The following is a 16,679-nucleotide window of genomic DNA, read 5'->3' on the forward strand; positions in this document are numbered from 1 at the left end:
ATCGCCGATCCGGGTCAGACGGCGGGGAGGCCGAGGGCCTCGTCCACGCGCGCCAGGACGGCGGCGTCGTCGGGGTGCACGCCCCGCAGCAGGTCGATGGCCGTTGCCCGGACCTGGCCGATGATCATGGCGATTGGGAGGGTCTGGGTCGAGCCGAAGAGCTGCCCGGCGGTGCGGACGGCGGCCAGCGCGGCGTCGTCCGCCCGCAGGGCGTGCCGGTCGGCGACCGCCTCCTGCCCGTCCAGGTCGGCGGCGAGCGCCGCGCCGGCCTCCCGGACCGCCTCCACCAGGCAGCGCAGCGCGTCGCCCAGCTCGGACGGGGTGGGGGTCCGCAGTCCGCTGAGCGTCACACCGGCGCGGGCCAGAACGCGGACGTTGCGCACGACGTAGTCGATCTGCCGGACCGACTCGTCCACCGACCGCAGCCGGCCGATGTGCCGACGTCGGCGTACGTTGAACCGCAGGGCCTCGCCGGCGGCGAGCACACCGTCGCGCAGTCCGTCGACCCGGGCGTCCATGCCTCGGGCGCGCGTCAGCGCGGCCACCGCCGCCGGCTCGTCGCGCCCGTCCAGCGCGTCGGCGATCTCGCCCAGCAGACCGGCCAGCTCGTCGAACGTCCGCCGCACCTCGGCGGCGAGCGGCGCGAGCGGGTGCCGAGCGTCGACGAGCAGGCTGACGGCGAGCGCCACCGCGCCGCCGATCAGCGCGTCGACGAAGCGGAACGGCACCAGCGACGCGTCCGGTGGCGCGACCACCACCAGGTAGAGCGCGGAGACCGCGGCCTGCACCAGGGTCACGCCGGTGGCGCCGAAGGCGACCGCGAGCAGGACGGTGAGCAGGATGACGGCGCAGACCGTCCACGTGCTGCCGGGGCCCAGCGCCTGCACGACCAGGTCCGCGACGAGCACCCCGGCGGCCACCCCGAGCACGACCTCGACGGCCCGCCGCATCCGCTGCCCGCGGGCCTGACCGAGGACGATCAGCGCGGCGGCCGGCGCGAAGAACGGCTGCGGGTGCCCGAGCAGGCGGGTGGCGAGCAGCCAGGCCACGGTCGCCGCGACGGTTGCCTCCAGCACCGGACGCCAACCCTGCCGCAGTCGGCGGCCGGCGACCCGCAGGCCCCCGAACCACGCCATCGCCACCTCCCCACCGGTCGACCGACGCCGTGTACGGCCGGGAACGATCACCGGTTCGCGGCCGGAACGCTCCTCGCGTGATCGTCCACCATCGCGCGGCGGAGCCGCCTACCGGGCTGCTCGTCGGCGTCCCGCCTCCGTTCGGCGCGCCGTCCGCCCCGCCAGCTCCGCAGATCGAGGACCGGCCCGCTCAACTCCCGGTCAGGGCGCGCAGCAGCGTACGGACGGCGTCCGCGAGATCGGCGCGGCTGGCCGGGGTACCGGCGGGCCGGGCGGTGAGCGCGCCCGCGCCGACCAGACTGGCGGCCGCCGCAGGGCTGAGACGCCGGCAATCCGGCCGGCGGCGCCAAAACTCCAGTCTATTCTCTGGCACCGCTCACGGCCTCGGTCAAATGCGACAGCATGCCGGTATAATCGGCGACCACCTTGTGACCGATCGCTGACTGCCCATGGTTAAATGGATCACACACACTGAGCGCATGAACAGGAGAGTCAACCGCGGTAGGGCACTCCGCGTCGCGGTGTGTCTCCTTTTTCTCGCCGCGTTGAGCGGCTGCATGCAACTCAACATGGGGCTCACCGTCAACCCCGACGACACGGTCGACGGGCAGTTGCTGCTGACCGCCCAGAAGTCTGTGCTGAGCTCCCAGAACAAGAACATCCCGGCAGCCTTCGCCGAGCTGCGGCAGAACATTCCGGCGCTGCCTCCCGGCGAGGAGACGAGCTACGAGGACAGCAAGCTCTTCGGCACACAGATCAATTACCGCAGGGCGCCGCTGGCGGGCTTCGACAGCGAGAGCGTCAAACTGGTCCGGGACGGCGACTTCTACCGTTTCACGTTGCCGCTGGATCCGAAGAAATATGGCGGAAAAGCTACCCAGCAGAATCCTCAACAGCAGCAGGCATTCCTCAAGCTGATGTCGTTCGAGATCTCGGTGACCTTTCCCGGACGGGTGATCGACACCAATGGCAGCGTCAACGGTCGATCGGTCACCTGGAAGGTCGACTCCAACCAGGACAAGCCGGCGGAGCTGCGCGCCGTCGCCGAGGCGCCGCCCCGCCCCTCGGCCTCGCCGGCAGCCGCCGACACCGACTCGGACGGTTTTCCGTGGCTGCTGGTCGGCGGCGGCGTACTCCTGCTGCTCGTCCTCACCGCTGTGGTCGTACTCCTGCTGCGTCGCCGTCACTCGACGGCGTCGGCGGCACCCGGTCCGGCCGCGCCCGACCCGACCGCTCCCGGCCCGACCCCGCCGGGGCCGCCTGCCGGCGCGCCCGGGCCCGGCTGATCCATCCGGTGGCCGGCCCCGCCGGCCACCTCCCGGCCCCGGCCGCCCCGCGACGACGGCGACCGGCGTCGGTGCTCCTCGATCGGAGCACCGGCCTCACCACCACCACATCCCCGGTCGCACCATCGCAGAAAAGGGGGGATCGCCGTGAACGATCTCTTCACCTGGGCAGCCCTGGGCAGCCTCGCCGGCGCGAGCGCCGCCACCCTGCTGGCCACCAACGTCATCGGCGGGCTGATCGGCCCGAGCGGCGACAAGCTCCGCAAGTGGATCGCCATCGCGATCGCGCTGCTGCTGTCCTACGTGACGGCGGCGTTCGCCGACGACGTCGGCGCCGAGAAGTGGATCATCGCGTTCTTCAACGCGCTGGTGATCTTCTCGGCCGCGCTCGGCGTCAACCAGTTCCCGCCCGGCAACCGGCAGGCGACGCCCACGCAGGTCGCCAGCGGCCGTGAGCCCCGCGTCTTCCGCTCCTGGGTCTGAAGGGGTGACGTCATGATCTTCGGCATTCTCAGCGCGGTCATCCAGATGGCGGTCGGCGCCGTCTTCGGCCTCCTGGCCGGCGGCCCGATCGGCCTGCTCGTCGGCGCCGTCGGGGGCCTGCTGGTCGGGGCGGTGTTCGGGTGGGCGGTCACCTCCGCCGGGGTGTACGCCCCGGACGCCCGCGGCATCTTCCTCTTCGTCGTCGACCACACGTGGAGCCTGCTCAACACCGTGGTCGGGGCCATCTACCTGGCGGCGCACCTCATTTTCGGGCACTCGCTGGACCGGCCCGCTTCGTCCGCCAGCGGCCGGGTCAGCGTGATCGAGGGCGTGTCGCCGCGCTACGCCACCACCATCGGCACCGTCTGCGCCGGCGCCAGCCCCAGCATCCAACGCCACGAGGACGTGCACATCTTCCAGGCGCGCCTGCTCGGGCCGCTCTACATCCCGCTGGTGCTGGCGAACTACGTGCTGTTCACGATCGCGCCGATCTGGCTGCTCTACCACGACCACACCAACGCGCCGATCAACCGTTTCACCCGCTACTTCGAGATCGGCGTCTACCCGCACGTGTGGAACGAGGCCATCGCGTACCGCATCCAGGGGACGCCGCCGCGATGACCGACGACGGGCGCGGACCGATCGAGGCGGCCACCACCGCGCTTGTCGAATGGCTGACCGGCGCGGCAGGGGAACCCGTCCCGGTCGGCCCGCCCCGCGCCGCTGGTGACGCCGACGGGCTGACCCTGTGGCCCCTCGATCTGCGCCCGGCCCAGCAGACCCGGTCCAGCGGCGCGGTCCGCGAGCCGTACCGGTTCACGGTCCGCTACCTGCTCTGCGTGGCCGGGCCGGCCGGGCTCGCCCTCCTGGACCGGGTGCTCGCCGCCGCGACCCGCGACGGCAGCTACCCCGTGGTGCTGGACGCCGGCGCGGCGGAGCTGTGGAACGCGTTGGGCGTCGCGCCCCGCCCGGCGCTGCTGCTCGACGTACCGGCTCAGGTGGACCACCCGACGCCGGCCGCGCCCCCGGTCCTGCAACCGCTGCGGTTGCGGCAGGTCGCGGTGCGCGCGCTCGCCGGCCGGGTCGTCGGTCCGCAGGACCAGCCCCTCGCCGCCATGCACGTCGAGGTGCCCGGCACGGCGTCCGCGACCCGCACCGGGCCCGACGGCCGGTTCCTGATCGCCGGGGTCCCGCACGACCCCGAACACCCCCACCCGGTACGGCTGCGGCTGAGCGGGCGCGGGCTCGTGCTCACCGCCGACGTCGACGCGGACGACGACGACATCGTCATCGTCTGCGCGCCACCGCCCCACTGACGCCCACCCGCACAGGAGGACCGATGCCCAGCTACTTCTCCCCCGGCATCTACGTCGAGGAGGTCCCCAGCGGCGCCCGACCGATCGGACCGGTGAGCACCAGCATCGCCGCGTTCGTCGGCGTCGCTCCGAACCGCGGTGCCCACCTGGGCAAGGCCGTACCGGTCAACAACTGGTCCGAGTTCCTGCGGCTCTTCGCCGACGGCGACGAGGTCGAGAGCACCCCGCTCGCGCGGGCCGTCTTCGGTTTCCTGGACAACGGCGGCGCACGCTGCTGGGTGGTCAACGTCGGCGAGGGCGGCGCGATCACCGGCACCGGGCAGCGACGCGGCGGCCTGCAACTGCTGGAGGCCGTCGACGAGATCTCCATCATCGCCGCTCCGGGCTTCCACGACCCGGTGTCCCACGAGGCGCTGCTCAGCATGGCCGAGCGGACCCGCACCATGGTGGCGATCTGCGACCCGGCCCCGGACATCGACGACATCTCCGCGCTGACCCGGGTCGCCACCCCGTCGTCCGGAAAACCCCCGAAACCCGCCGAGGGTACGGGCGGCAGCGGCGCGGGCGGGTCCGCTGGCGGCTCCGGCGGGTCCGGCGGGTCCGGCGGCGGCTCCGCCGGAGCCGGCGGCGGCGACGGACCCGCGTACCGGCCCCGGCAGTCCGAGTTCGCGGCGTTCTACTACCCGTGGCTGGAGGTCCGCGACCCGATCAGCGGGGAGCTGGAACTCACCCCGCCGAGCGGGCACCTGGCCGGCGTCTGGGCCCGCACCGACGCGCTGCGCGGCGTGCACAAGGCACCAGCCAACGAGCCGGTCCGTGGAGCCGTCGACCTGGGCTACCGGGTCACCCGCCCGGAGCACGACGTGCTCAACCCCAAGGGCGTCAACGTGATCCGCTACTTCGCCGGTGAGGGCATCCGCGTCTGGGGCGCCCGTACGCTCGCCGCCGAGGCCAGCGAATGGCGCTACCTCAACGTACGGCGGCTCAGCATCGCCATCGAACAGGCCATCGCCAACGGCACCCGGTGGATGGTCTTCGAGCCGAACGACTTCACCCTCTGGCGCTCGATCCGGCGCGACATCGGGGCGTTCCTGACCCGGGTGTGGCGCGACGGCGCGTTGCTCGGGCGCAGCCCCGAGGAGGCGTTCTTCGTCAAGTGCGACGAGGAGACCAACCCGCCGGACGTGCGCGACGCCGGCATGGTGATCGCCCACATCGGCATCGCCGTCGTCAAGCCCGCCGAATTCGTGGTGTTCAAGCTCAGCCAGTGGGCCGGCGGCACCGAGACCGAGACGATCGGAGGCTGACATGACCACCCCCGCCACCCCGCAGCCCGGGGCGCCGGTCGACCCGTACCGGGCGTACAACTTCCGGTTGCTCATCAACGGCGTCGCCAACGGCCACTTCACCGAGATGAGCGGACTGGAGGTGAACATCCCCGGGCAGCCGTACCGGGAGCACGGCCCCGGGCCGACGCGGATGGTCCCCGGCCAGGCCGAATACGAGCCGGTCACACTGCACTTCGGTCTCACCGCGTCCCGTGAGCTGTGGGACTGGGTGAACGCCACCGCCAGGGGCACCCTCAACCGCCGCAACGTGTCGGTGGTGCTGCTCGACTCGGTGGGCACCGCCGAGGTGCTGCGCTGGAACCTGATCGACGCGTGGCCCACCCGGTGGCGCGGTGCGCACCTCAACACGGTCGGCCACGAGATCGCCATCGCGTCGCTGACGCTGCGCTACGAGGGCCTCGAACTGGAGGCCGGCGGTGCCGCCGCGCCGACGCCCGCGTAGCTGGCTGGCCGGTCGCCTCCGCTCGGCGGCCGGCGCGGTGCAGCGCCTCGCAGGACGCGTCGAGCCCACCGGCCTCCCCCCGGAACGGCCGGCGGACGTGCCGCGTCGCTTCGGGGAGCCACCTCAGCACTGGCTCGACCTGGTCGCCGCGCACGCCCCCGGCCTGCTCCGCGAGCTGGACCTCGGCGTGGACGTTGCGGTGCCGACGCACGACCAGTTCCCGCAGGCCATGACTCCCCTGCGGTGGGACCGCTCCGGCGGACCGGTCGCAGAGACGTCCCGGCCCAGCACCGACCGGACCGGCGGGCGGGCTGCCGCCGCTCACGGCCGGTCCGACGACCCAACCGGCACGGGCGACCCGCGCCCGGCCGCCGGGCCGCCCGGTGGTGGTCGTGATCATGTTCGGCACGAGCCCGAGGCCGGCGGCCCCGGGAAACCGGAGGGCGACCGACGGCCCCCGGTCATCCGGCCCGCGACCCCGGGCGGCGCGGGGTCGGCCCGCTCCGGCGGCGCGGGGTCGGCCCGCTCCGGCGGCGCGGGGTCGGCGACCGGGTCGGCCCGCTCCGGCGGCGGTGGGGGCGGATACCGTCCCCTGGACGTGGGCGACGCCGGGCGCTCCGGGGGCCCGCGACGCGCTTCCGTCCCCGGACGGCCTGCCACCGCTCGTCGAGCCGCCACGTCCGCCCCCGTCTGCGCCCCAGGCCGAGGTGAACGGACCGCTGCGCCCGTCCCGCCCAGCGGGATCCTGGACGAATCCAGCCCTTCCCGGGGCGCTCCTCCTCCAAAATCCACTGTGGACGAGTCGAGGTGTTCCGGACGCGGCGACGGGGCGTACTGGCCCAGTCTGCCGGGCGAACCGGGTCGGCCGGGCGGGCTCCCCGAGCAGCCCGCCGGCGGGCACTCCCCGCAGCACGCCACCCGGTTTCCCGAGCTCCACGCCAGCCGGCACCGACCCGGCCGGTATCGGGAGCCGGCGAGGGGCGAACCGCAGCACGACCAGCACGCCGCGCCGCAGCACGACCAGCACACCAGCACCCCACACGACCCCCGGAACCCGTACGGCGGCCTGCCGCGCGGCGGCGAGGTGCGGCGGCGGGAACTTCGATCGGGGAACGGGACGGGCCCGGTCGAGGTCGTCAGCAGCGGGCGGTGGCCGGTGAGCGCGGCGTTCCCCTCGGCCGCCGTCGCACCCGGGGTGGACCCGTGGCCGGCTCTGCCGGATGACGGACCGCTGTGGACGGTGCCCGGCGCGGCGCTGGACGCCGGGCACGAGCGCCGGCTCGACCGGGAACAGGCGGGCGGCTGATGGAACGTGTGGCCTTCCTCATCGACTCCACCGGGGAACGGGTGGACTGCCTGCTCAACCCGGAGACCGTCCAGGTGACCCGGCTCGCCGGCGTACGCCATCGGGGTGCGGGCGGCGCGCAGCTCACCGGCCCCGGACTGGCCGACGACCCACTGGTCTTCACCGGCGGCGGCCGTACGGAGCTGGTGCTGGATCTGCTCTTCGACGTCGACTTCGTCCAGGCGCAGGTCCGTCCCACCGACGTACGGATGCTCACCAGGCCGCTGTGGATGCTCGCGGAGAACTCCACCGCCGAGCACGGCTGGCTGCGTCCGCCGCTGATCCGGCTGGTCTGGGGCAAGACCTGGAACGTGCCGGGCGTGATCGTCGCGGTCGCCGAACGGTTCGACGCGTTCACCGGTACGGGCTCACCGCGACGCTCCTGGCTGCGGCTGAAGCTGGTGCGGGCCGCCGAGACGGCCGACCAGGCGCAGGCCGGGTTCGCCGAGGAGCTGGCCGCGGCGAGCACGCCGGCCGCCGCACCGGGTAGCGCCGTGGTCGCCGCGGGCGACGGCGCCGCCGAACCGGGCCACTCCGGTGTGCGCTTCGACCTGCTGGCGAACGACGCGCTCGGGTCGCCGCTGCGGTGGCGGCTGCTGGCCGAACACAACAGGATCACCGATCCGCTCGCGGTGCCGGCCGGTACGACCCTCGCGGTTCCCACCGCCGACCCCGGGCCCGGGTCGACGCTCGGCTCGATGGCGCGGGCGGTGGGCGGTGGGTCGTTCGTGGACGCCGCCGCGAGCTGGGGCGCCTCGGTCGCCACCGCCGCCGCGAGCTGGGCCGCGTCGACGGGCACGACGCCCGCCGCACCGAGCAGCACCAGCCCGGGCGCGGGGGGTACGCCGTGACCAGCGTCGCGCCCCGTGCGCTGACCGTCCTGCTGGACGGCGTCGAGCTGGACAACACGTCCCGCCAGCGGATTCGCTCGCTGCGGGTGGCCGCCCGGCTCGACCAGCCCACCCAGGCCGAACTGGTGCTCGCCACCGCCGCCGGCACCGCGGCCCTCGACCCCGCCGTGCGCCCCGGCACGACCCTCGACGTACGGCTCGCGGACCATCCCGACGCGCTGTTCGTCGGCGAGGTCACCTGCGTGGAGGTCCAGTACGCCGCCGACGGGGCGGCCATGCTGCGGCTGCGGGCGTACGACGCGTTGCACCGGCTGCGCAAGCGGCAGGACCTGCGGGTCTTCACCTCGGTGACGGCGGCTGAGCTGGCCCGGGACCTGTGCGGCGAGGTGGGGCTGACCGTGACGGCCGAGGACGACGGGCCCCGGCTGGAACGGCTGGTGCAGCACCGGCACAGCGACCTGGAGCTGCTGTGCGAGGTCGCCGGGCGGGCCGGACTGCACCTGGCCGCCGACGGCGACGGCGTACGACTGGTCACCCTCGCCGGCTACGGCGAGCCGGTCGCGCTGACCCTCGGCGCGGGTGTGCACACCCTGCTGCTGTCCACGAACGCGGACCAGGCCAGCGGCCCGAGCACCGCCCTGGGGTGGCATCCGCAGCGGGCCGAGCCGATCAGCCAGCGGGCCGACGAGGCGCGCTGCGGTCGGCCGGCCGGTGACCGTCCGGACCCGGCCGACGTGGGGGCCGACGGGGTGCGCACCGCCGTCGACCAGCCGGGGCGCAGTGACGACGAGTTGGCGGCGCTGGCCCAGGCGCGACTGGACCTGCGCGCTGCCGCGCTGGCCACCGCCGAGGGGGTGGCCGAGGGTGATCCGGCGCTGCGGCCAGGCCGGCGGATCGACCTGGCGGGTGTGCCCGGCCCCCTCGCGGGCGCGTACGTGCTGACCGAGGCGGTGCACACCGTGGACGGCGACGGGCACCTGACCCGGTTCTCGACCGTGCCACCGACTGCGGCGCCCACGGCGGCCGGCGGCGCGGTCGTGACCCTCGGTACCGTGACCGACGTGGCGGACCCGGACGGGCTGGGCCGGGTACGGCTGACCCTGCCGGCGTACGGGGACCTGGACGCCGGCTGGCTCGGGGTGCTGTGCCCCGGCGCGGGGCGCGGCAAGGGGCTGGTGGCGCTCCCCGATCCGGACGACACCGTGCTGGTGGTGCTGCCCGGCGGCGAGCCGGCCGCCGGCATCGTGCTGGGTTCGCTGTTCGGCGCCGTCGAGCCGTACGACGCGGGCATCGACGACGGCCGGGCCCGGCGCTGGACGCTGCGCACGGCCGGCGGGCAGTCGATCGTCATGGACGACGTCCAGCGCAGCCTGCGGCTCGGCACCGAGGGCGGTAGTTGGCTGGAGCTCACCCCCGACCTGGCCACCCTGCACGCGGCGACCGACCTGGTCATCTCCGCGCCGGGCCGGGCCATGGTGGTCCGCGCCCGCAGCGTGGACTTCCTGCACGCCGAGGCGACCGAGGACCCGACCACCGCGGCGCAGCAGGCCCGTTCGCTCGCCCGCGCCCACCATGAAGGAGGCGGCTGATGCGTTGGATCCACCGCGACTCCGTGATCACCTGCGACCACGACGGCCGGGTCGAGAACCAGCCCTCGCAGCGCTGGGTGACCGTCACCGCCGCGCCGGTGCTGGTGGACGACGACCCGGAGGGACGCAAAATCGTCGCCTGTCCGAACTACGGCCCGACCATCAAGCCGTGCGCGAAGACGCTGTCCGTCCGGGTCGGCTACAGCGACTGGCTGCGCGTCGACGGGCACCGGCTGGTGCTCGCACACCTGGAGGGATTCACCGACGGCACACCGCCGGGCGCGGTCCACCACACCGTCCGCGATCCCCGGCAGCGGTTCCTGGGGGCGGACCGGTGAGGGCGTTCCGTTTCGTCGGCGCCGGTTTCGACGCCGGCCGTGGCGGCGGGTTGGCGCTCACCGCGGCCGGGGGCCTGGCCATGACCGAGGGCGACGAGAGCGTACGACAGGCGCTGTTCCTGTTGTTGTCGACGACGCCGGGCGAGCGGCTGATGCGACCCGGGTACGGCTCCCGGCTGCACCGGCTGATCTTCGCGCCCAACGACGACACCACCGCCGGGCTGGCGATCCACTACGTCCGACAGGCCATCGCCCGCTGGGAGCCCCGCGTCGAGGTCATCGACACCGATGCCGGGCCGGACCCGGACGAGGAGTGGCGGCTGGTGATCCGGCTGGACTACCGGGTGCGGGCCAGCCTGACGCCCGGTCAGTTGGTGTTCTCCGTGGACCTGCTCCCCGCCGACGATGAACCGGGAGAATCGTCATGACGCTGCCCGTGCCGCACCTGGACGACCGGGGATTCCTCGACCTCGTCACCGAGGCCCGCGAGCGGATTCGCCAGTCCTGCCCCGCCTGGACCGACCTGTCGGCGCACGACCCGGGCATGGCGCTGGTGGAGGCGTTCGCGCACCTGACCGAGGTGATGATCTACCGACTGAACCAGTTGCCGGAGAAGGCGTACGTGCAGTTCCTGAACCTGCTCGGGGTGGCGCGGCACGCACCCACCGCGGCCTGGGCGGACGTCGTGTTCACCAGGAGCGGCACCGACCGCGGCGCGGTGCGGATACCGGCCGGCCTGCGGGTCGCGGCGGCGCGCGGCGCCGATCCCCGGCCCGTCGTGTTCGTCACGACCGAGCCGGCGCTGCTGCCGGCCGGAGAGTCCTCGGTGACCGTCCGCCTGCACCACTGCGAGCCCGTCGACGCGGAGCTGCTGGGCGTCGGCACCGGCCAGCCGGGCCAGGTGCTGCGCGCGGCCCGCGCCCCCCTCGCCCACACCGGCGAGTCGCTGGACCTGCTGCTCGGGGTGGAGGTGCCGACCGGCTCGGTGGAGTTGGGGGCGGCGGCCCGCGAGCACGGGGGCCGCACGTTCGAGATCTGGCAGCCGGTGGACAGCTTCGCCGGGCTCGGCCCGCAGGCCAAGGCGTACCTGGTCGACCGCTGCTCGGGCACCGTCACCTTCGCCCCGGCGCTGGACCTGCGACCGCCCGTCGGCGGGCCGGCCGGGCCGACGCCGGTGGCGGCCGTGCCGCCGGCCGGGCGGCAGGTCCGGCTCTGGTACCGGGCCGGCGGCGGTCCGGCCGGCAACGTCGCCGCCGGCACGCTGACCAACCTGCGCGATCCACTACCCGGGGTACGCGTCGACAACCCCGCGCCCGCGGCCGGCGGTCGGGAGACGGAGGCGTTGGAGTCGGTGCTGCTGCGCGGCCCATACGAGTTCTTCGCCCAGCAGCGCGCGGTCACCGCCCGCGACTTCGAGGTGCTCGCCACCAGCTCCGGCGCGGTGGCGCGGGCCCGTGCGTTCACCCGCTCGGCCGTCTACAGCTTCGCCCGCCCGGGTGAGGTCGAGGTGGTGCTGGTGCCGTACGTGCCGCCGGCGGCCCGCCCGGGTGGTCGACTGTCGGTGACGGTGCTGCGCGAGCACGAGGTGCCCGAGGCCCGCCACCGCGTCGAGACGGACCTGGAGCAGCGCCGCATGGTCGGCATCCGCTCGCGGGCCAGTTGGGCGCGGTTCAAGGCGGTGTCGGTACGGGCCCGCGTGGTGGTACGACGCGAGGAGGACGTGGACGCGGTCCGGCGGCGCATCCACGACCGGCTGCACCAGACGCTCAGCCCGCTGCCCACCGCGCTGAACCCGACCGGATGGCCGTTCGGCGAGCCGCTGCGGGCGTCCAACGTGTACCGGCTGTTGGAGCACGCCGAGCCGGGCGTCCGGTACGTCGAGTCGGTGCGGTTCGTGGTCGACGAGGCGCCCGACGCCGAGGTCCGCGCCCTCGCGGTCGATGCGTACCAGCCGCGCACCTGGTACGCCGGCCGCGGCCCGGTGCTGTTCCGCTCCAGCAACGCGGGCTCGGGCTGGGAACCGGCCGGCCGGTTCGACGACGAGACGGTGCTGCGGGTGGCGCCCGCCCCCGCCCCGGTGCGGCCGGGCATCGTCGCGCGTCCCGGCTCGGTGGCCGTGGTGACGCTGCGCGCCTCGGGCGGCTCCCGGGTGCACCTGAGCACCGACCTCGGTGAGACGTGGTCGCTGCTGACCGACCTGGACTCGCGCATCTCCGACGTGGCGTGGTTGGACCGCGACGGCGCGGGCGCGCTGCTGGTGGCGACCGACACCGGGCTGTACGAGGTGTCGCTGCTGCCCGGCGCGGTCCCGCTGCAGATCCTCGTCGATGCGTCCGACGCCGACCGAGGCTTCTACGCCGTACGCGCCTTCGTCTCCGAGCGCGGCGCGCCGGGTGTGGCGGTCGCGGCGCAGGCCGGCTTCGGGGTGTACCTGTCGACGGCCGGCGGCCGGCCCGGCAGCTTCACGCACGTCGGGCTCTCCAACGTGGACAACCGGGTCCTCGCCGTGCAGTACGACGGCCCGGCCACGCTGCTGTGGAGCGGCGCGGGCGAGCCGGACCCGAAGAAACCCGGCCAGGGCTGTCACCGCACCCGACTGTTCGAGTCGGACGTCCAGTGGCAGTCGGTGCAGGCCGGCTGGCTCGGCGGCACGTGCCGCGATCTCGCGTTCGCCGGGCAGCAGGCGGTGGCCGCCACGCAGAGCGGCGGTGTGCTGCGGCTGGACACCCTGGCCGCCCAGCCGCAGTGGCAGCCGGTGTCGGTCAACTGCGGGCTACCGCTGCGCGACCGGACCCGGTTCGTGCCGGTGGACGCCGTCGCCGTGAGCGGCCCGACGGCGGTCGCCGCGAGCGGTCCTGCGACGACCTCCGGCGGGGGTGGCCCGACGGCGGACCGGCTGGTGCTGGCCTGCGGTGAGCGCGGCGTGTACCGCAGCGCCGACGCGGTCACCTGGACCGCCAGCGCCAACCAGGCCACCGCCGACGTGGTGACGGTCCCGGACACGTGGCTGCTCTGCTCCGGCGAGCACGACATCGAGGTGGTGCGCCAGGATGCGACGCTCGGCGATTGAGCGGCTGCTGCCCGCCGCGTACCAGCGGGCGTGCATGCCGGGCAGCGTGCTCTGGGCGCTGCTGGACGTGATGGAGGGGCTGCACGCTCCGGACGAGGCGATCCTCGCCGAGGTGGACGCCCTGTTCGACCCGTACCGGGCGCCCGACGACATGGTCGTACGCCTGACCCGCTGGGTGGCGATGGACCACGTGGTGGCGTCGCACCGACCGGACGCGCCGCTGCCCCTGCCGGTCGGGCGGCTGCGTGACCTGGTGGCCCACGGCGCGCTGTTGGCCCGCTGGCGCGGCACCCCGTACGGGATGCGACGGGCCCTCGAGGTGGCCACCGGGGTGAGCGGCTTCGCCATCGACGAGCCCGACGAGAGGCCCTTTCACATCGTGGTGCGGGTGCCGGCGGTCGCCGCCGACCAACTCGCCGTGATCACCCGCATCGTCGAGGCGGAGAAACCCGCGGCGGTCACCGCCGAGGTCGTCGTCGCCTCGCGGCCACCGGATCAGCCGACCGCGGCACCGTCCGCTTAAGGAGCCGTCATGACCACCGAATGGGCCGTCGTCGCCGCCGCGTCACAGTTCACCCTGGACGCCGCCAACCACGGCGAGCTGACCTTCACCGTCTCCAACCCGGGTCTCGCGCCGGACACCGTCGTGTTCGACGTGGCGCCCGGCGAGGGCAACCAGCGGGCCTGGTTCACCGTCACCGAGCCGCAGCGGGTGGTGCCCGGGCAGGGTTCGGTCTCGTTCCTGGTCCGCCTCGCCGTGCCGGCTGGCACCGCGCCCCGCCGCTACGACATGACCGGGTTCGCGTACTCGGCGAACACCGCGCCCGAGGAGAGTTCCCGCTCCAGCGGCCGGGTGACGTACGAGGTCCGGGCGGTCGCCGCGCCGAAGCGGACGCCGTGGCCGTGGATCGCGGCCGCGGCGGCGCTGGTGCTCGTGGTCGCCGGAGTGGTCGGCTACCTGCTGACCCGCCCCGATGGCACACCGACGCCCGGCGCGCCACGGGTCGTGACGGCGGAGGCGGAAGGCCTGGTCGACGGCGCTCGGGTGGAGTCCCCGGCGAAGACCGCCGCGGCGGTCGGGGCGCAGCCGAACTGCTGCGACGTGACCTGGTCGGGCGACGCGCAACTGTTCTTCACCGGCCTGGCGCCCGGCGACCGGGTGAGCGTCACCGTCGAGTTGCCCGCCGACGCGGTCTGGCGCTTCTCGACCAGGCGCACCACGAGCTTCGACTACGCCAACACCATCTGGCAGGTCGACGGTGTGCAGCTCGGCGGCACCTTCTTCGGTTTCACGCCGAAGGTCGTCCTGCAGGACTTCACCGATGTGGGCACCGTCCGGCTGGGCCCCGGCCGACACACGCTCACCCTGGTCGCCGTCGGTAAGACACAGGGCTTCGACAGGTACTTCGCCGGCGTGGACCAGATCCGCTTCACCGAGGTCACCGGGGCGGTCGCGCAGCGATGAGCGGTCGGCAGAAGGCCGTGTTGGTGACGCTGGCGGTGCTGCTGGTGGCGTTCTTCGCGCTCGCCGTCGGCGTCGGTGGCGGCAACCAGGGCCGCGCGGACGATCGGCCGGGGATCGTGGAGCGGTTGGGTCGCCTGGCCGGCGCGAGCAGCACGATCGACCCGGCGACCGTGCGGGCCGACTGTGACCGTACCGGCGACGTGCTCACCTTCGTCGGCGGCTGCGCGGTGCGGGTCGCCGACCCGGGTGAACTCCGGACGTTGGTGCTGCGCAGCGCACGCCCGTTCGTGGTGAGCGCGCCGGCGCCCGGCGACGCCGATCTCATTGTGCGCTCGGAGGTCGAGCCGGACGACGGCGGCGAGGCCGTCGCCCGGATCGCCGTCGACAGCGCGACCACCGTGCTGCTGGGCTGCCCGGGAGGTGTCGGATGCACGGTCACCGTCGCCGCCGACTGACAGGTCCACCGGCCGCCCCTGGTGGTGTGCCGGCCGCGCGCCACGACCGCGAGGAGCCTCGCCATGGGTGACCTGCGCAAGCCCTTCCTGTTGCTCGCGTTGGTCGCGATCACGCTGGTGCTCCTCGTCGAGGTGGGCTCGTCGCTGCTCACCGGAGGCGGCGACGCCACCGGCGCGCTGCTGTCCGGCGCGGCGAACCTCGGCGTGGAGGTGGACGCCGCGGGCGTCAGCGAACCGTCCGGACGGGGCACCAGCTACCTGGCGCTGATCGACGCGGTGGCGGTGTGGACCACCGGCCTGTTCTGCCTGAGCCTGGTGGTGCCCGAACGGGTGCAGGGCAGGATCCAGGGCGTCGCGACGCTGATCTTCTCGATCCTGCTCATCCTGGGCTCGCTCGTCCTGCTGATCATCGCGTTCGTGGAGCTGACCATCATGGTGTCGCTGTTCCTGGCCGTGCCGTTCGGCACCCTGGCGTACCTCGCCCTGTGGGGCTTCTTCCCGGTGGGCGAGGCGAGCCTGCTGCTGGGGCTGGCGCTGCTGCTGAAGCTGGTCTGGGCGGTGTTGCTGCTGCTCGCCCAGCCCCGGTTCGCGCAGAACAAGGGCCTGGTGCTGCTGGCGCTGACCACCGGACTCTGCACCGTCGTGCTGGAGTTCCTGCACCGGCTCGTCCCGGTCATCGTGGTGAGCATCCTCGACGACATCGGCGCGCTCGTCTTCGCCGTGATCGCGATCATCTGGGGCCTGGTCCTGCTGATCGGCTCCATCCCGGCGATCGTCAAGTCCGTCCGAATGACCGCCGCCGCCCCGCCCGCCGCCGCCCCGCCCCGTGCTGCCCCGCCCCGTGCTGCCCCGCCCCGTGCTGCCCCGCCCCGTGCTGCCCCGCCCCGTGCTGCCCCGCCCCGTCGATCATGAAGTTAGCGTCACCGCGCCCGGCGTGTCGTGACAACAACCTCATGATCGACGATCGTTGGCGAGGGTCGCGCACCGGTCGGGGTCCAGCGCGCCGTCGCAGATCCACACCTGGTAGCGGCCGTCGCGCGTGCTGCCGGCGGGCACGGCCGCCGGTTCGTCGAACGCGAACGCCACGCAGACACCCGGGTACATCGCGGTCCGCACGAACCACCGGTCGCCCGGCCCGAGGCCCGCGAAGACCAGGGTGTACGCCCCACCGCCCGGCCCGGTGCCGACCAGCGCCAGCCACGGGGCCGCGCTGCCGTTGACCGCCCGCCCGCCTCGGCGGTGAACGCCGTCGCCTCGCCGTCGGCGGCGACGGCCCGCCAGAAGAACCCGCCGTCTTCTCGTCGTAGTCCTCCACCTCGCCCAGCGACTCGGGCACCAACGCGCTCCCCCGGGAACGCGTCCTCACAACGCACGGCGAACCTCGTACCGCCACGCAGAGCCATTGCTCAACCTCCTGATCTCACCTGACCATCCTGACTAGCCAGGTGGTGTGGATCACAGGTGGGCCGGCCTAGCTAGTCCTGGACGCCATCCGGGAACTCCGCGCGGACCCGGCCGGCTGTGTCTTCGTCGGAGATTCCCCCAGCGACATCG

The 16,679-nt window shown here is 74.0% G+C and carries 19 protein-coding genes; 16 read left to right on the plus strand and 3 right to left on the minus strand.

What is annotated here, in order from left to right; all coding sequences use genetic code 11:
• Nucleotides 1–14: 14 nt before the first annotated feature.
• Nucleotides 15–1,136, minus strand: coding sequence for an FUSC family protein (locus ACLQ24_RS14990; RefSeq protein ID WP_425892117.1), 1,122 nt, complete (start codon nt 1,134–1,136; stop codon nt 15–17).
• A gap of 190 nt (nt 1,137–1,326) precedes the next feature.
• Complete coding sequence (locus ACLQ24_RS14995; RefSeq protein WP_425892118.1) at nt 1,327–1,509, minus strand: hypothetical protein; 183 nt, start codon at nt 1,507–1,509, stop codon at nt 1,327–1,329.
• A gap of 106 nt (nt 1,510–1,615) precedes the next feature.
• Here ACLQ24_RS14995 and ACLQ24_RS15000 point away from each other — a divergent pair, with 106 nt between their 5' ends.
• From ACLQ24_RS15000 to ACLQ24_RS15075, 16 genes are all read left to right on the plus strand, one after another.
• On the plus strand, nt 1,616–2,422 hold the full coding sequence (locus ACLQ24_RS15000) for an LppM family (lipo)protein (protein ID WP_425892120.1): 807 nt from the start codon (nt 1,616–1,618) through the stop codon (nt 2,420–2,422).
• A gap of 147 nt (nt 2,423–2,569) precedes the next feature.
• Nucleotides 2,570–2,905 carry a hypothetical protein gene (locus ACLQ24_RS15005; RefSeq protein ID WP_425892121.1) on the plus strand — a complete coding sequence of 112 codons (336 nt, stop codon included), beginning with the start codon at nt 2,570–2,572 and terminating at the stop codon, nt 2,903–2,905.
• Nucleotides 2,906–2,917: 12 nt separating this feature from the next.
• Nucleotides 2,918–3,526 (plus strand): glycine zipper family protein, encoded by a 609-nt coding sequence (locus ACLQ24_RS15010; RefSeq protein WP_425892123.1) that lies wholly within the window; start codon nt 2,918–2,920, stop codon nt 3,524–3,526.
• Nucleotides 3,523–4,221, plus strand: coding sequence for a carboxypeptidase-like regulatory domain-containing protein (locus tag ACLQ24_RS15015; protein ID WP_425892125.1), 699 nt, complete (start codon nt 3,523–3,525; stop codon nt 4,219–4,221). Before ACLQ24_RS15010 ends, ACLQ24_RS15015 begins: the two co-directional genes overlap by 4 nt.
• Nucleotides 4,222–4,244: 23 nt before the next feature.
• Nucleotides 4,245–5,528 carry a phage tail sheath family protein gene (locus ACLQ24_RS15020; protein ID WP_425892126.1) on the plus strand — a complete coding sequence of 428 codons (1,284 nt, stop codon included), beginning with the start codon at nt 4,245–4,247 and terminating at the stop codon, nt 5,526–5,528.
• 1 nt (nt 5,529) lies between these two features.
• Nucleotides 5,530–6,012, plus strand: coding sequence for a phage tail protein (locus tag ACLQ24_RS15025; RefSeq protein WP_425892128.1), 483 nt, complete (start codon nt 5,530–5,532; stop codon nt 6,010–6,012).
• A complete protein-coding gene (locus tag ACLQ24_RS15030) occupies nt 5,987–7,318 on the plus strand; it encodes a hypothetical protein (RefSeq protein ID WP_425892130.1) in 1,332 nt (443 codons plus the stop codon). The genes ACLQ24_RS15025 and ACLQ24_RS15030 overlap by 26 nt, the downstream gene beginning before the upstream one ends.
• Nucleotides 7,318–8,208, plus strand: a complete 891-nt coding sequence (locus ACLQ24_RS15035; protein ID WP_425892132.1) for a hypothetical protein — start codon at nt 7,318–7,320, stop codon at nt 8,206–8,208. Before ACLQ24_RS15030 ends, ACLQ24_RS15035 begins: the two co-directional genes overlap by 1 nt.
• Nucleotides 8,205–9,797, plus strand: a complete 1,593-nt coding sequence (locus ACLQ24_RS15040; protein ID WP_425892133.1) for a phage baseplate assembly protein V — start codon at nt 8,205–8,207, stop codon at nt 9,795–9,797. Before ACLQ24_RS15035 ends, ACLQ24_RS15040 begins: the two co-directional genes overlap by 4 nt.
• Nucleotides 9,797–10,135 (plus strand): hypothetical protein, encoded by a 339-nt coding sequence (locus ACLQ24_RS15045; protein WP_425892135.1) that lies wholly within the window; start codon nt 9,797–9,799, stop codon nt 10,133–10,135. Before ACLQ24_RS15040 ends, ACLQ24_RS15045 begins: the two co-directional genes overlap by 1 nt.
• Nucleotides 10,132–10,563: a GPW/gp25 family protein gene (locus ACLQ24_RS15050; RefSeq protein ID WP_425892137.1), complete on the plus strand. Its 432-nt coding sequence runs from the start codon at nt 10,132–10,134 to the stop codon at nt 10,561–10,563. Before ACLQ24_RS15045 ends, ACLQ24_RS15050 begins: the two co-directional genes overlap by 4 nt.
• Nucleotides 10,560–13,205 carry a putative baseplate assembly protein gene (locus ACLQ24_RS15055; protein ID WP_425892138.1) on the plus strand — a complete coding sequence of 882 codons (2,646 nt, stop codon included), beginning with the start codon at nt 10,560–10,562 and terminating at the stop codon, nt 13,203–13,205. Before ACLQ24_RS15050 ends, ACLQ24_RS15055 begins: the two co-directional genes overlap by 4 nt.
• Complete coding sequence (locus tag ACLQ24_RS15060) at nt 13,186–13,728, plus strand: phage tail protein (protein WP_425892139.1); 543 nt, start codon at nt 13,186–13,188, stop codon at nt 13,726–13,728. The genes ACLQ24_RS15055 and ACLQ24_RS15060 overlap by 20 nt, the downstream gene beginning before the upstream one ends.
• Before the next feature lie 9 nt (nt 13,729–13,737).
• On the plus strand, nt 13,738–14,670 hold the full coding sequence (locus ACLQ24_RS15065; RefSeq protein ID WP_425892140.1) for a hypothetical protein: 933 nt from the start codon (nt 13,738–13,740) through the stop codon (nt 14,668–14,670).
• Complete coding sequence (locus ACLQ24_RS15070) at nt 14,667–15,125, plus strand: hypothetical protein (protein ID WP_425892141.1); 459 nt, start codon at nt 14,667–14,669, stop codon at nt 15,123–15,125. The genes ACLQ24_RS15065 and ACLQ24_RS15070 overlap by 4 nt, the downstream gene beginning before the upstream one ends.
• A gap of 63 nt (nt 15,126–15,188) precedes the next feature.
• Complete coding sequence (locus ACLQ24_RS15075; protein ID WP_425892143.1) at nt 15,189–16,037, plus strand: hypothetical protein; 849 nt, start codon at nt 15,189–15,191, stop codon at nt 16,035–16,037.
• Between the two features lie 39 nt (nt 16,038–16,076).
• On the opposite strand, the gene ACLQ24_RS15080 is transcribed toward ACLQ24_RS15075, so the two are convergent.
• A complete protein-coding gene (locus ACLQ24_RS15080; RefSeq protein WP_425892144.1) occupies nt 16,077–16,406 on the minus strand; it encodes a DUF6807 family protein in 330 nt (109 codons plus the stop codon).
• Between the last annotated feature and the right edge of the window lie 273 nt (nt 16,407–16,679).

It is taken from the genome of Micromonospora sp. DT4 (genome assembly GCF_049841675.1).
GTDB lineage: Bacteria > Actinomycetota > Actinomycetes > Mycobacteriales > Micromonosporaceae > Micromonospora.

Coding starts and splice junctions, on each gene's coding strand:
- ACLQ24_RS14990 (WP_425892117.1), bottom strand. CDS start 1,136: ATGGCGTGGTTCGGGGGCCTGCGGGTCGCCGGCCGCCGACTGCGGCAG.
- ACLQ24_RS15000 (WP_425892120.1), top strand. CDS start 1,616: ATGAACAGGAGAGTCAACCGCGGTAGGGCACTCCGCGTCGCGGTGTGT.
- ACLQ24_RS15010 (WP_425892123.1), top strand. CDS start 2,918: ATGATCTTCGGCATTCTCAGCGCGGTCATCCAGATGGCGGTCGGCGCC.
- ACLQ24_RS15015 (WP_425892125.1), top strand. CDS start 3,523: ATGACCGACGACGGGCGCGGACCGATCGAGGCGGCCACCACCGCGCTT.
- ACLQ24_RS15020 (WP_425892126.1), top strand. CDS start 4,245: ATGCCCAGCTACTTCTCCCCCGGCATCTACGTCGAGGAGGTCCCCAGC.
- ACLQ24_RS15025 (WP_425892128.1), top strand. CDS start 5,530: ATGACCACCCCCGCCACCCCGCAGCCCGGGGCGCCGGTCGACCCGTAC.
- ACLQ24_RS15035 (WP_425892132.1), top strand. CDS start 7,318: ATGGAACGTGTGGCCTTCCTCATCGACTCCACCGGGGAACGGGTGGAC.
- ACLQ24_RS15045 (WP_425892135.1), top strand. CDS start 9,797: ATGCGTTGGATCCACCGCGACTCCGTGATCACCTGCGACCACGACGGC.
- ACLQ24_RS15055 (WP_425892138.1), top strand. CDS start 10,560: ATGACGCTGCCCGTGCCGCACCTGGACGACCGGGGATTCCTCGACCTC.
- ACLQ24_RS15060 (WP_425892139.1), top strand. CDS start 13,186: ATGCGACGCTCGGCGATTGAGCGGCTGCTGCCCGCCGCGTACCAGCGG.
- ACLQ24_RS15065 (WP_425892140.1), top strand. CDS start 13,738: ATGACCACCGAATGGGCCGTCGTCGCCGCCGCGTCACAGTTCACCCTG.
- ACLQ24_RS15070 (WP_425892141.1), top strand. CDS start 14,667: ATGAGCGGTCGGCAGAAGGCCGTGTTGGTGACGCTGGCGGTGCTGCTG.
- ACLQ24_RS15075 (WP_425892143.1), top strand. CDS start 15,189: ATGGGTGACCTGCGCAAGCCCTTCCTGTTGCTCGCGTTGGTCGCGATC.